The 14,087-nt window shown below is 38.1% G+C and carries 10 protein-coding genes; 7 read left to right on the forward strand and 3 right to left on the reverse strand.

Annotated features, from left to right (window positions below):
- Window positions 1-15: 15 nt before the first annotated feature.
- The 3 genes from AN213_RS04060 to AN213_RS04070 are packed head-to-tail and all read right to left on the reverse strand — an operon-like array spanning window position 16 to window position 2,680.
- A complete protein-coding gene (locus AN213_RS04060) occupies window positions 16-1,164 on the reverse strand; it encodes an alpha-hydroxy acid oxidase (RefSeq protein WP_055197584.1) in 1,149 nt (382 codons plus the stop codon).
- Window positions 1,165-1,185: 21 nt separating this feature from the next.
- The gene (locus AN213_RS04065) at window positions 1,186-2,379 is read right to left on the reverse strand and encodes a UxaA family hydrolase (RefSeq protein ID WP_055197586.1); all 1,194 of its coding nucleotides are present in this window, start codon (window positions 2,377-2,379) and stop codon (window positions 1,186-1,188) included.
- Window position 2,380: 1 nt separating this feature from the next.
- Window positions 2,381-2,680, reverse strand: coding sequence for a UxaA family hydrolase (locus AN213_RS04070; protein WP_054563373.1), 300 nt, complete (start codon window positions 2,678-2,680; stop codon window positions 2,381-2,383).
- 406 nt (window positions 2,681-3,086) lie between these two features.
- On the opposite strand from AN213_RS04070, the gene AN213_RS04075 reads away from it, so the two are divergent.
- The 7 genes from AN213_RS04075 (at window position 3,087) to AN213_RS04105 (ending at window position 14,059) form a co-directional block, all read left to right on the forward strand.
- Window positions 3,087-5,870, forward strand: coding sequence for a TonB-dependent receptor (locus AN213_RS04075; protein WP_055197588.1), 2,784 nt, complete (start codon window positions 3,087-3,089; stop codon window positions 5,868-5,870).
- Window positions 5,871-5,959: 89 nt separating this feature from the next.
- Window positions 5,960-8,347 carry a PDZ domain-containing protein gene (locus tag AN213_RS04080; RefSeq protein WP_055197590.1) on the forward strand — a complete coding sequence of 796 codons (2,388 nt, stop codon included), beginning with the start codon at window positions 5,960-5,962 and terminating at the stop codon, window positions 8,345-8,347.
- Window positions 8,348-8,420: 73 nt separating this feature from the next.
- Window positions 8,421-10,634: a hypothetical protein gene (locus AN213_RS04085; protein WP_055197592.1), complete on the forward strand. Its 2,214-nt coding sequence runs from the start codon at window positions 8,421-8,423 to the stop codon at window positions 10,632-10,634.
- A gap of 135 nt (window positions 10,635-10,769) precedes the next feature.
- On the forward strand, window positions 10,770-12,197 hold the full coding sequence (gene fucP / locus AN213_RS04090) for an L-fucose:H+ symporter permease (protein WP_055197594.1): 1,428 nt from the start codon (window positions 10,770-10,772) through the stop codon (window positions 12,195-12,197).
- Window positions 12,198-12,539 carry an L-rhamnose mutarotase gene (locus AN213_RS04095; protein ID WP_054563378.1) on the forward strand — a complete coding sequence of 114 codons (342 nt, stop codon included), beginning with the start codon at window positions 12,198-12,200 and terminating at the stop codon, window positions 12,537-12,539. It begins immediately after the preceding gene.
- Window positions 12,540-12,667: 128 nt separating this feature from the next.
- Window positions 12,668-13,459, forward strand: a complete 792-nt coding sequence (locus tag AN213_RS04100) for an IclR family transcriptional regulator (protein WP_082401715.1) — start codon at window positions 12,668-12,670, stop codon at window positions 13,457-13,459.
- 126 nt (window positions 13,460-13,585) lie between these two features.
- The gene (locus AN213_RS04105; protein WP_055197596.1) at window positions 13,586-14,059 is read left to right on the forward strand and encodes a peroxiredoxin; all 474 of its coding nucleotides are present in this window, start codon (window positions 13,586-13,588) and stop codon (window positions 14,057-14,059) included.
- The last annotated feature ends 28 nt before the right edge of the window (window positions 14,060-14,087 follow it).

Below are 14,087 nucleotides of genomic sequence, written 5' to 3' on the forward strand. Positions count from 1 at the left end.
TTCTTTATCTAGTTACTACTTAACAAGAAAGTTAGGTAAATCAGCAATTTTTTCACACCCTAACTGGTTCATTATTTGCGTGATTTGTAACGTTAGCGCATTGATTGTATGTACACCACCTTGTTGCCCTAATGCGCCAACGCCATAAACAAAAGGACGTCCAAGAAATGTAAATTCGGCCCCACTCGCTAAAGCACTCACAATATTGGTACCACTGCGAAGGCCGCTGTCCATAAAGATTTTAATTTTATCGCCATATTTTTTATAAATAGAGTGAAGTGGTGAAATAGCAGATTCACTAGCATCTAGCTGACGGGCTCCATGATTTGAAATAATGACACCATCGGCACCGAGTGAAATAGCATGAGCAACGTCATCTTCATTAATCAATCCCTTGATGACTAAAGGCCCTTGCCACATATCTCTTAATGGTTTGAGACCCTCGATATCTACACGACCCATCACTGTTTTATTCATAAAAGCAGCAAGTTCATCTGTTGGCATATCTTTTGGCATGTATTTTACAAGCGTTTCCATTTGTGGTTTTCCAGCTATTGCTGTTTCCATTAACCATCGTGGGCAAGTTAACATTTGCACTATATTGCTTAACGTCATTTTTGGTGGCATTGCAAGGCCATTGCGAATATCACGTGGGCGATAGCCAAATGTGGGTACGTCAACGGTGACAACAAGTACAGGATATTGAGCAGCTTTGATACGTTTTAGTAAGTCACTTCGAATGCTTGGATCCGTAGGGTTATATAATTGAAACCATGCTTTACCTTGAGATACTTCAGCGATTCGCTCAAGGCTACTTGAAGAAACTGTGCTTAATATATATGGAATATTCTTTTCAGCCGCTGACTTAGCTAAAATCTCAGGGGCTTTGGGCCACATGAGTCCTTGTAAACCAATTGGTGCCACACCAAAGGGAGCTGAGTAAGTATGACCAAATAATGTGACATTTAGGTCACTGCCATTAAAAGGTTTTAATAGTTCACTACGAAGTTTAACGGCATTAATATCATTCCGATTGCGTTGAATACCAATTTCATCCATGCAGCCACCTTCTAAGTAATCAAAAGCAAATTTAGGGATCCGTTTTTTAGCCCGCTGCTTTAGATCTGATATGGTGGGGTAGTTGTGATTAAAATAGTCACTCATTATGTGTTCCTTTTTAGCTATTTACTTCAAGCAAACAGGGCCTAGTTGGCCTGAATTATGGAAATTTTTATAGGTTAAAAGAAACTCTCTATGACCCATTTCTTCAGATTTACTTTCAGCTCCAGAGGCAACATTAATGACATTCTCATAAATTTCTTGCCCAACTTCTTTGACTGTTTTCAATCCTTTAATAACCTCACCCGCATTGATATCCATATCATCACTTAAATTTTCATAGGTTTGGGGGTTTGCACATACTTTAATTACAGGAGATATAGCGGAACCGACAACAGAACCACGCCCTGTAGTAAATAGAATTAAGTGAGCACCAGAAGCTATCATTTCAACTATTTCTTGATTGTCAGAAATATTCGGGAATCCAAATATAGGATCGCCGTCAGGAACTACATCGAGTAAAAATAAACCTTTACTAGAAGGATGTTCTCCTGGTTTGATTATGCCATTTATTTGAGACGCACCTGATTTAGCGTACGCTCCCATTGATTTTTCTTCTTGTGTTGTGAGCCCACCTTCAGCATTGCCGGGAGCAAAACTACCATACCCCATTTTGGTGTAGTAATATTCTGCTTTTTTTACACAAGCGATAAGCTCAGCGGCAAGTTCTGGTGAGTCAGCTCTTTGAGCCATTATGTGTTCACAGCCGACTAACTCTCCCGTTTCTTCAAAAATGCAGGTTGCATTTTCGGCGATTAATAAGTCAAAACATTCACCAACAGCAGGGTTTGCACTAATTCCACTGGTACCATCAGAGCCACCACAAATTGTGCCAATGACTAACTCATCACTGTTCATTTTAACTTTTGGTGTTGCAGCTATTTTTCCAAGAAGTGATGTTGCTATTTTTAATCCTGCATCAATTGTACTTTTGGTTCCGCCGGTATTTTGAATGACTAATGTCTCAACTGGGCGATCGGTTTTTGAGATTGCTTCACTTAAATATTCACGATTAAACCCTTCGCATCCCAGAGATACTAAAAGCACACCACCTACATTGGGATGTGTGCAAAGTTGTGTCATCACCTTGAGTGCGTAGTCGTTTGGGTAGCAGCCAGGAAAACCTATAAGGTGTACGTCTTTATTGTCTATTTTTGTCACAATGCTTCTGGCAACATGATGTGCACACTCAACCAAATACGCGATTACGATTGTATTGCGTATGCCTTTTCTACCGTCGCTTCTTAAATATCCTTGCATATTACTCTCCACTCACTGATTGTCTGGTATGGCTGCTGATGTAGTTGCTTTTCATATTGTGCATGTGTACATGGTTACCTTTTGGAATATCTATAATTGCTGAACCAATAGGCACTCCATATTTTATTATTGCTTCATCTTTTTTGATGTTTTGACGTGCTACTTTATGGCCAATTGTTATGTCACTGTCTAGCTGAAACGTGTCGTTAGATATTGTGAATTGCTCACCTTGCTGTGTGGCTTGGCAGCAAACAAACACATTATCCATTTCATGAAGTAGTACAAATTTCCTATTATTCATCTTGCCCTCGTAAAGCTTATTTCACCAAATTTAATGCTTTTACCTTGATAAAGAGTTAAATTTGCCGACCTATTTTTATACTTGAAAATATAATTTATATATAAAAAATATGTTTGTGATTTAAATAAGTCAACCTTTTTTGAATTAAAAGTGTGCTATTTATTAAAAGTTTCTAACTTTAAAACAGTGGTTTTTGAGTTTTTTAAATGACATTTAATTCTACTGCCTTGTTTTAAAAGCTTTTTAACATTTTTTGAATTTTTAAATGTAAAAAGTTGTTGCAGATATGAAATGTATGTGCAAGTCTTTATATGAATACGTATGCAAAGTGAACATTTAGATTGTTAAATGAACAGGTGAAGCTTCCGCTAAGAGAAGGTTAGCTAGGCAAAAATGAGGGGAAACCATGAGTTATTCAACACACATTAATAGATTTATGCACACAAAGGTGGCAATGCTCGTTAGTATTGCTATTAAAGGGGCTGCACTATCGGCCGTTAGTATGCCAATTGCGCTTTCTGCTATGGCTCAAGACGTTGACAAAAGTAAAGTCAATGACATAGAAGTTATTGAAGTAAGCGGTATTCGCAGCAGTATAGAGAAAGCGACAGAGGTTAAAAGAAACCTTGATGTTGTTGCCGATGTTATTTCAGCAGAAGATATTGGTAAATTTCCAGATCAAAACTTGGCTGAATCATTACAGCGTATTAGCGGAGTACAAATCTCAAGAAACCGAGGTGAAGGTGATGACGTGAGTGTACGGGGTTTAAGTCCTGCATTTACTCGCATTCAATTTAATGGTCGCACACTACCTTCAGCAACCGGTGGTCGAAGTTTTGATTTCACTATCTTACCTTCTGACTTTGTAAGTGCATTAGAGGTTTACAAAACACCTTCTGCAGATATGGAGGAAGGCGCTTTATCGGCAACAGTTAACGTTATTACCCCACGTCCGTTATCAATTGGCAAGCAATCGATCATTACCAGTCTTAAAAGTGTTTATGAAGATAACTCAAGCAAAGCCACACCCGACATATCACTTTTATACACAGATGTTAATAACGATAACTCTTTTGGCGTAACTGTTGGTGCTCATTATGATAAGCGCTCTGTTGAGTCGCATATATTTGAAGCTTTTGGTCTTGAGCCAGCTACAGAGGCTGGAAAAGGGTTAGATTATAATCAAGATGGTACTATTGATGATTCATCGTACCGCTTTAATCATGCTTCAAACTTTTCTCAATTAAATGAAAAGCGAGAGCGTGTAACGCTTTTAGCAACTGCACAATGGCGTCCAAATAATGATACAGATATTTGGCTAGAATCTCTTTATTCAGAGTTTGATATTACAGGCTCATTACCTCTGAATTCTTTTCGATGGACGAATGTTATAGGTTCAGTGACAAGTAGTCAGATTACTGCTGATTCACTAGGTTCAAATGGTCTTATTGAATCACTGGGGATTGCGGGGGTTGATAACCGAAATAATGCAAGAACAACAGATTCAAACGATACATTAATTTCTCTCTCATTGGGCACAGACTATACCATTAATGAAGATTGGAAAGTGGGGGCTGAACTTTCGTATGCAAAATCTGAAAATAAACGTTCGGCGTTGTCACATGAGGTGATTGGTCGAGCGAATGCTTCTTATGATATTAGCGCTGATTATGCTGGTATTCCGAGTGTTGCTTACGCATCAAATTATGATCCGATGGATGGTAATAACTTCCGCTCAATTGGTTTTAATGGCGACCTTGAAAGGCCGACAGAAGATGAGAATATCGACTTAAAACTAGATTTAACAAACAATCTAGATTGGCAGCTATCAAACGATTTTGTATTTCATACACTAGAATTTGGTGCAAAGTATAGTTCGCGTAAAAAGTTTAATGGAGTGCGTTCGTTAAGTGTCGATGCACAGACATTGGCGGGTCTTCTAGGTGAAACTTACGATCCGAACATTGAAGGCGGTAGCTTCAATGCAAGCAAATATATGTCAGTTTATAATCCTAATGATTTCTTTGATGGTTATAGCGGCTCTGCGAACTATCCCTCAAGCTGGTTATCGGCTGATGTCTCTACTTTGCTCTCTTATGTATCGTTACCAACGCTTGTTGAAAATGGCGTTATTACAGAGGGTGGGCCAAGACAAATTGATATTAAAGAAGATGTAGTTTCTGGGTATATAAAGCTTGGTTTTTCGGGAGTAGACGACAAACTAAGAGGTAACCTAGGTATAAGAGTGGTCTCTACTAATCAAGAGTCACGCGGAAACATTCCTGATTTTTCGTCTGTTCGGTTTGACCAAGGTGGAGCGCAAACTTTTGTTGATACGAAAGAAAGTTCTATGAGTCGTACTTACACTGAGGTACTGCCTAGTTTAAATATGAACTATGAGTGGTCTGATGATGTGTTAGTAAGATTTGGTGCTGCACGAGTCATGTCTCGTCCGGACCTTAGTGTGCTATCTCCTGCAACAGACATAAGCATCAATATTAAATCCATTAATTCAAGTAATCCTAATGTTGATCCTTATTTAGCTGACCAATTAGATTTATCTTTTGAATGGTATTATGAAGGCGGGGGGATGCTTTCATTTGCTCCTTTCGCTAAGTTTATTGATTCTTTCGTTGTGTCATCTACAAGCACTGAGCAAGTGACATACACCGATATGAATGGTAATAATCCTAAAACAGAGACTTTTACTCGATTCTTACCTGACAATGGTAAAGGCTCTGATCTGTATGGCTTTGAAGTGAACTGGCAGCAACCACTTGATGTCGTTATTGAAGGCTTAGGCTTTATGGCGAATTATACACAAGTAAGTGCAGATAAAGTACAAACAGCAGAAGATGGCCCTTTACTAACTTTAGATGGTCTTTCAGAAACAAGTTATAACTTTGTCGTTTACTATGAGAATGACTTGCTTGGTGCCCGCCTAGCATATAACTATCGCGATAAATTTGTTAACAACGGAACAAACTACTTTGGTGACGGTTCGTTAACTAATGCGTATGAACAGTTAGACTTTTCAGCTAGTTATAACTTAACCGATGCAGTCAGTCTCGACTTTGAAGCGTTAAATTTAACGGATGAAGTACAAATACAAACTAATTATCTAGGAATCAACAGAGGGTTAGAGGATGTTGGCCGCAGATACACTGTGGGTATACGTGCAGCCTTTTAATTCTTAGGTTCCAATTTATACGCTCAACTTAATGTCATCACTTTGTTGAGCGTATTTGTAAATTAGTTGTATTACTTCTGGAGTTTTTAATGCGTACTTTCATTTTTCTTATGTGTTCTACATTACTCGCATGTTCTAACGATGCGCATATAAGTCACACTGCGACAGAACAAAAAAAGACAGTTTTATTTGTTTCTTCCTTAGATGATCCAAAATTATCAGAGTTGGCAATAAATAAGGCTTTGCTTGATGCAAAAGCACTGTTGGCAACGGGGAAACCTGTAGAAGTTAGATTGAAGCAGGGAACTTACTATTTATCAAAACCAATTCAATTGGATCATGAGTATTCTGGTAATCAAGAGCAGCCATTTATTTTTGCAGCGGAGCAAGGTAGCCGCGTAGTTTTAAGTGGTGCTAAGCCACTGTCAGTTGTTTGGCAACGTGATGGAGAGTTACTAAAAGCGGTCATTGAAAGTGATGGTTTTGACCAGTTATTTATTAATGGTCAGAAGCAAATTAGAGCGCGTTATCCAAACTATGACCCTGAAGTTAAAGTGTTTAATGGCTATGCTGAAGATGCTATATCATCAGCGCGAGTGGCAACATGGAAAAATCCGAAAGGAGGGGTTGTCCATGCCCTACATGAAGGGCGTTGGGGTGGCATGCATTACCTAATCGAAGGTAAAGAGCAAGGTGAATTAAAATTGCTTGGTGGTTTTCAAAATAACAGGCAATCGCCAATGCATACTAAATATCGTTACGTAGAGAATATTTTTGAGGAGTTAGATGCACCTTCGGAGTGGTACTTTGATGAGCAAACCGATACGTTATATTTTTATCCCCCAGATGATTTTGATCTTAGCAATAGTGAAATTGAAATAACTTCCACTAATCATTTAATTGAATTGGTTGGGAGTGAATCGCATCCAGTAAAAAATATTCGAGTAGAAAATTTTGTATTTACTCAAACTAATCAAACCTTTATGCAAACCAAAGAACCTTTACTTAGAAGTGATTGGGCTGTTTATCGTGGTGGCGCTGTTTTAATTTCAAATGCACAGAAAGTAGAAGTTAAAAACAATGTGTTTAAAGAGTTAGGTGGTAATGCGATTTTCGTGAGTGATTATAGTCGTGATATTAAAATAGCTGGTAATGAAATATATAACATTGGCGCAAGCGCTGTGAGTTTTGTTGGTAGTGCTACGGCCGTTCGTTCTCCGAGTTTTGAATATCACCAGTATGTCAATATCGATAAGATGGATTTGGCAAAAGGTCCTAAAAATGAGCGCTATCCTAGTAATTCAGTTGTTTTTGACAACTTAATCCATGATATAGGGCAAGTAGAAAAGCAGGTGGCAGGCGTGCAACTTTCTATGAGTGCTAATGTTACAGTAAGTCATAACACAATTTATCGTGTTCCTCGTGCCGGTATAAATGTAAGTGAAGGAACATGGGGAGGACATGTTATTGAACATAATGATGTGTTTTCAACGGTATTAGAGACTGGCGACCATGGTGCATTTAATTCATGGGGAAGGGATCGTTTTTGGCACCCAGATAGAGCTAAGATGAACCAGCTAGCGAAAGAGTATCCAGGGTTGTATCGCGCAGATGTAATTAAGCCAATTATTATAAGAAATAACCGCTTTCAGTGTGACTATGGATGGGATATTGACCTAGATGATGGATCGTCAAATTACGAAATTTATAATAACGTTTTACTAAGCGGCGGTTTAAAATTACGTGAGGGCTTTCGTCGAAAAGTTGAAAATAATGTAATTTTAAATAACTCGTTCCATCCTCATGTATGGTTTGAAAACAGCGAAGATATTTTCCGAAAAAACATTGTACTAGCAAGCCATAAACCAATTCTAAATAATCACTGGGGTCAGGAAATCGACTTTAACTTATTTACGACAGAGCGTGCTTTAGTTAAAGCTCAAAACTTGGGTCTTGATAAGCACTCAACATATGGAAACCCACAATTTGTTGATCCAAGCACTGGTGATTACCGTGTTTCAGCTGGATCACCTGCATTAAGCCTAGGCTTTAAAAATTTCGCCATGGATCAATTTGGTGTGACAAGCCCTCGTCTTAAAGCTCAAGCTGAGAGCCCTTCATTTCCAAATTTATACCTTAGTAGCAACGATACCCAACAGGATGATGAGTTAGCTCTTTTTGGTGCCACTTTTAAATCAGTCACAACACTTGGTGAACAGTCTGCGCTTGGTATACCTGAAATTGCAGGTGCCTTAGTCACTCATGTAAAGCATAACAGCCAGGCAGATGAGGCAGGTTTGGTTAAAGGTGATGTGATTTTAAGAGTCATTGATACTGAATTTAGTGGGGTCGATAAGATAATCAATATTAAGGATTTACTAACATCATATCGTTCTCGCAAGTGGCGTGGAGAGCTCGAAGTTGTTGTTGTTAGGAATCAAAACGAACATGTACTCGTCGTTAATCTTCTTGATTAGCGAAGAGTCTAGTGACAGTCAGAAGTAGGTGTACAAGAGATGTAATTAATAATTAATTATAAAGGCAACAATTATGAATTTGAAATTATACCGTTTATTGATAGTGATTTTTTTAACATCATTAAATTATGCGCATGCAGCTGTTATTCCCCAAGCGGGTGCTGCTCCGATTGTGTTTGATCAAAATGCAACGGAAGATAACATAACTTATTTAATGGCCAGTAGCGCTCAACGACCTGATACTACAAGTGTGCAGAGTTTTGGAAACCCTAAACATGCTTGGCTACAGAGCTTTGACTCCAGTGAGTATTTACAGTGGAATGTTGAAGTAGCTGCGCGAGCAAATTATCGCGTTACGATGTTACTAAGAACTTTTTCAGCAGCTCAAAGTTTTAAGCTAGAAGTTGTAGGTGGTTCGGCGATTAACTTTACAATCAATAAGGCTGGGTGGCAAAGAGAGCACATTGGCGTTATTAATGTACCAGCAGGACAGCATACGCTAAAGTTAACACGAACAACCAATAATGGTGATATTCACTTAAAATCATTAGAATTGATCGAAGATGCGAAGTACTCAGCTTACCAAGCAAGAGTAAATAATTTTAAATCTGATGCGACTAGTTTTAGTAATTATAAATATGGCCTGATGTTTCAATATGGCGGTTGGGGATTTCCTCAATCAGGCCAAGCAAAAACGCTTGATAAACAAGCCGCTGATTTCAATGTAAGCAACTTTGTAAATATGGTTAAAAGCACGGGGGCTGAGTATGTAATTTGGTCAGCAACTTGGTGGACTTATGAAATCAACGCTCCAATCAGTGAATTAGATGCGCTGTTGGGTCACTCAAATCGTACTTCTAGTCGAGATTTAATTGGCGATATAGCCAATGCCTTGGATGCAGAGGGAATTGGCTTTTATCTTTATTATCATACTGGTCAAGATAGCCATTTAGGGTATAACTCAACCGATTGGTGGGTATTGAATAACTGGCCTAGTTCATTTTTAAGTAGTGGCACAGGTGACCGAGATACCTTTTTTAATAATTGGAAGGTAGTTATTAAAGCAATGGGAGAGCGTTATGGTAAAAAATTAGATGGCTGGTTTTTTGATGATGGCTTAGTTTATTATCCTGCGCCATTTGAAGCACTTGGAGCGGCAGCTAAAGCTGGTAATCCAGAACGCTTAATTTCTTACAATCCTTGGATTGTTGCCCACTACACCGACTTTGAGGATTTATCATTTGGTGAAGACTGTAAGGCCGAAGGAGCACCAATGGGAGGTACTGGACTTTATACTAGCACTGGCGATAAAGGAGTATATGGTCATTGTATGCCAAGAATGGAAAATGATTGGGGTATTCGCGGAGCAAATCAAACTATTGGCAACCCTAATTTTACTGCGAAATCAGCATACAATATGGTTTCAGAAAGAGCTGAACGAAAAGTACCAACATCTTTTAATTTAATGATGTATGAAGATGGCAGTGTTTCTCAAAAATCTTTAGATGTACTAAAAGGAATGAAGTCTTTATTTGGTAATGACGATGAAGTTGGTCAAAAAACAATAAATGATGATGCAAACATTACCTATAATGGTGGTACGTGGAATAAAAGCCGAAATAGAGGTGCAGGAGATTATAATGACGATGTGTCTTATACTAGCGTTAATGGAGCATATGCTGAATATAGCTTCTTTGGTACTGGAGTAAAACTCATTGGTCCAAGGGATCCGTCACAAGGTAATATCGAAGTATTTATTGATAATATAAGTCAAGGAGTCATTAATACTTCTGGCAGTTCTTACCAAGCAATGACTACCTACTTTGAAGCGTCTAACTTATCTGCGGCAAACCATACAGTGAAAATGGTTAAGCTTGATGGAAATTGGATGCAACTTGATGCCATTACATATACTAACCCCCCTGTATATATTAATAACACAGACAACACTATTACTTATGCTGGTACTTGGAGAACGTCTTCAAACAGAAATGTTAAAGATTACCAAGATGATGTTGCCTACACTCCTGTGAATGGTGATTATTTTGAGTATATTTTTGACGGGACAGGCATTGAAGTTATTTCAGAAATGAATAGTGACCAAGGTGAGATCGAAGTTCAGATTGATTCACAACCTGCGGTTATTTTAAATACATACAACCCTTCTCGTTTAACCCAAAAAACGATTTATAGTCAATTTAATTTAAGTCAGGGGACCCACACTCTTAAAGTCACAAAACTTAGTGGCCAATACATGCTGTTAGATGCGTTGAAAGTAACGCGTTAATGCAAAGGCGCTAAGGTAGTTCCTTAGCGCCACATTTAATATGGTGATTACAATAATAAATATTTAAATAAGAAAGATTTAATCGAACTTAGCGGATTACATTGCGATAGTAATCCGCGAAAAAGAGAACACACAATGACAATAAAAAGCAATAACGAAAATAACATAGCTGTGGAAGATTCACCGCCATTAATAGCAAAAGGTATGCTACTACCTTTTATTATGATTGCAGCCCTTTTTCCACTTTGGGGATTTGCAAACGATATTACTAATCCATTAGTGAAAGCGTTTAAAGATATTTTTTTAATATCAAATGCACAAAGTAGTTTAGTACAGTTTGCATTTTATTTAGGCTATGGAGTAATGGCGATTCCTGCTGCGCTATTTATTAGAAATTATTCATATAAATCAGGAATTTTATTAGGACTCGCACTTTATGCTGTTGGTGCATTCCTTTTCATTCCTGCAAGTATCTATATGGAGTTCAATTTCTTTCTTGCTGCATTGTGTATTTTGACGTGTGGCTTAGCCATGTTAGAAACAACTGCCAATCCATATATTCTTTCAATGGGACACAAAAAAACAGCAACAAAACGGTTGAACTTAGCGCAAGCATTCAATCCTGTAGGCTCGTTAACGGGTATGTTTGTTGCTTCAACATTAATTTTGAATAAGCTCCAAGTTGAAGAGTTCCGTGCTGCAGAAAAAGCACAAAACCCTGAATACTCAAATCTATTACCTTCTATTGTTGATGCTAAGTTAGGGGAAGCTTTAGAGACATTTTCGGTTAATGAACCACTAAAACACCAAGCTATGCAAGCAGCTGACTTGATGACGGTGCGTGGCCCTTATGTCACGATAGCGATTGTTGTCACTGTGTTATTTTTTATTTATTTACTGCTTAAGTTACCGAAAACGGTAAATCACAATAACCGATTAACAAAAAAAGAATTAAAGCAAACAGCAGTCAGGTTATTTAAAAATAAGGTTTATGTTGAAGGTGTGATCACGCAAGCTTTTTATGTAGGTGCGCAAATAATGTGCTGGACCTTTATTATCCATTACGGAATGAATGTGGTTGGTCTTAGCTCATCCGAAGCACAAAATTACAATATCATTGCAATGATTTTATTTTTAGTGAGTCGGTTTATTTGTACATTCTTACTTGGCTATTTTAAGCCGGGATATCTCCTTATGCTGTTAGCGTGCAGCGGGATAGTCCTCATGTTCAATGTAATATTCGTCGGTGGATACTTTGGCCTTTATTGCCTAATCGGTGTTTCTGCATGTATGTCGATGATGTTTCCTACAATATATGGTATTGCTCTACAAGGAATGAAGGACGATGCAAGTCTTGCATCTGCGGGACTTGTTATGGCGATAGTAGGGGGAGCACTTATGCCACCATTGCACGCATCTTTAATTGATTCGGCTCCATTATTTGAGTCTATTTCAACTGTACAAAGTTCTTTTATAGTGCCTCTATGCTGCTTTTTAGTTATTTCTATTTTTGGTTACAGAGTTGTTCATGTTCATACAGCTATACATGGGGCAGGGGAATAAATGCAATATTGTTTAACGTTAGAATTAAAAGATGATCCGAAATTAATTGCTCAATATGAGGAATATCACAAGGCGGGTTGTGTTTGGCCTGAAGTTGTAGAGAGTATTCGTCATGCTGGCATCGAAGATATGTCTATTTACCGCCATGGCACCTTGTTGATTATGATTTTGAATGTGGATGATTCATTTAGCTTCGAAAAAAAGGCGCAACAAGATTTAAGTAATGATAAGGTTCAGCAGTGGGAAAAATTAATGGAACAGTTTCAAAGGGTTGATAAAGCGACAGAAGAGCAAGATAAATGGCGCATCGTTGAACGAATATTTTCGTTGCAAGCGCAATGATTTATTTTTTATTAACTAGGAACGTGATAAAAAGAACTTTCATATACGAAAAATTAAAACATACATAATTTACACGTATAATGGTGAGTTTAAGTCGTTTTTATCTATAAAGAAATGAGGTGTATTCAATGGCTGAAGGAATTAAAGGCAAGGAGCAAAAGTCTCGAAAGAAGGTTTATTCTGCACCGGCACTTGAAAAGGGCTTAGATTTATTAGAGCTATTATCAAGTGAAGCTGATGGACTAACTATTAATGACATAACATCTCGATTAGATCGCTCTTTAGGTGAGTTGTTTAGAATGTTGGCTGTACTTGAACAGCGAGGATATATCGAGTTATCACAAGACAGGTATCGAGTAACATTAAAAATGTTTGGTTTAGCAAATCGTTTTCCCCCTATTAAAAGGTTAACCTCAATTGCAAACCCATTAATGCGTCGTCTGTCATATATTATTGAACAATCTTGTCACCTCGTCATTTACTATGAAGGTAGAGGGCATGTTGTTGTTCAACAAGATTCACCCTCAGCACGGATATTTAGTGTTAGGTTAGGGGCTGAGGCCCCTTTGATGAATACGTGTTCGGGTCATCTACTACTGGCATTTTCTGATGAGGAAAAAAGGCAGTTAATGCTTAATCGTGTTCCTTCAAACCATCCTAAAACAAGTAAAAGACAATTAAAAAATATATTCGAAACAGTGTTAAATCAAGGGTATGAAAGTTTAGAAAGTGCCCAAGCTCAAGGAATTAAAGATATTGGATATCCAGTCTTTGATGATTCAGGTCAAATCGCTGCAGCACTTGTTGTTCCCTATATAGGTGTTTTAGATGGCTCTTGCTCACATGACATAGACAACGTGCATGAAAATATCAAATCAACTGCTGCAGATATGTCTTTACTGCTAGGTTATGAAGCATAACTTAAACGACTTAATTTGAGTACTTTTGTTGTGAATAAACACTAAAAGATTAGGTGCACTAACTTGTATTTTTGCATGTGTGCTTTACTCTTTGGCTCAAATATTCGTAATGAAAAAGGATAAAAAATGATACAACAAGGCCAAACTTTACCAACAGCAAACCTAACAGAACTAACGAGCGAAGGAATGCAAACGCATTCAGCAGAGGCATTATTTGCAGATAAAAAAGTGGTGCTATTTGCGGTGCCTGGTGCATTTACGCCAACCTGTTCAAACGCTCACTTACCTGAGTTTATTACGCTAGCCGATAAAATTACCGCTAAAGGCGTTGATGCAATTTACTGCGTATCGGTGAACGATGCATTTGTAATGAAAGCATGGGGTGAAGCTCATAACGCTGAGCATATTCGTATGTTAGCTGATGGTGATGCAAGCTTTACTAAAGCACTTGGTCTAGATAAAGACACAGCTGGCTTTGGTGGCGTACGTTCAAAGCGTTATGCGATGATCGTTGAAAACCAAACGGTAACAGGGCTGTTTGTTGAACAAGACAAAGAGTTTGTAGTAAGCCGCGCTGAAGCTGTTCTTGAAAAGCTTTAATAGCAATATAAGTACAAAAAAGCCGGAC

The sequence above is a fragment of the Pseudoalteromonas sp. P1-8 genome (genome assembly GCF_001399985.1).
GTDB lineage: Bacteria > Pseudomonadota > Gammaproteobacteria > Enterobacterales > Alteromonadaceae > Pseudoalteromonas.

What these genes read in the sequence shown, in the direction of transcription:
- AN213_RS04060 (WP_055197584.1), bottom strand. Translation starts at nt 1,164, where the DNA reads ATGAGTGACTATTTTAATCACAACTACCCCACCATATCAGATCTAAAG.
- AN213_RS04065 (WP_055197586.1), bottom strand. Translation starts at nt 2,379, where the DNA reads ATGCAAGGATATTTAAGAAGCGACGGTAGAAAAGGCATACGCAATACA.
- AN213_RS04070 (WP_054563373.1), bottom strand. Translation starts at nt 2,680, where the DNA reads ATGAATAATAGGAAATTTGTACTACTTCATGAAATGGATAATGTGTTT.
- AN213_RS04075 (WP_055197588.1), top strand. Translation starts at nt 3,087, where the DNA reads ATGAGTTATTCAACACACATTAATAGATTTATGCACACAAAGGTGGCA.
- AN213_RS04080 (WP_055197590.1), top strand. Translation starts at nt 5,960, where the DNA reads ATGCGTACTTTCATTTTTCTTATGTGTTCTACATTACTCGCATGTTCT.
- AN213_RS04085 (WP_055197592.1), top strand. Translation starts at nt 8,421, where the DNA reads ATGAATTTGAAATTATACCGTTTATTGATAGTGATTTTTTTAACATCA.
- fucP (WP_055197594.1), top strand. Translation starts at nt 10,770, where the DNA reads ATGACAATAAAAAGCAATAACGAAAATAACATAGCTGTGGAAGATTCA.
- AN213_RS04095 (WP_054563378.1), top strand. Translation starts at nt 12,198, where the DNA reads ATGCAATATTGTTTAACGTTAGAATTAAAAGATGATCCGAAATTAATT.
- AN213_RS04100 (WP_082401715.1), top strand. Translation starts at nt 12,668, where the DNA reads ATGGCTGAAGGAATTAAAGGCAAGGAGCAAAAGTCTCGAAAGAAGGTT.
- AN213_RS04105 (WP_055197596.1), top strand. Translation starts at nt 13,586, where the DNA reads ATGATACAACAAGGCCAAACTTTACCAACAGCAAACCTAACAGAACTA.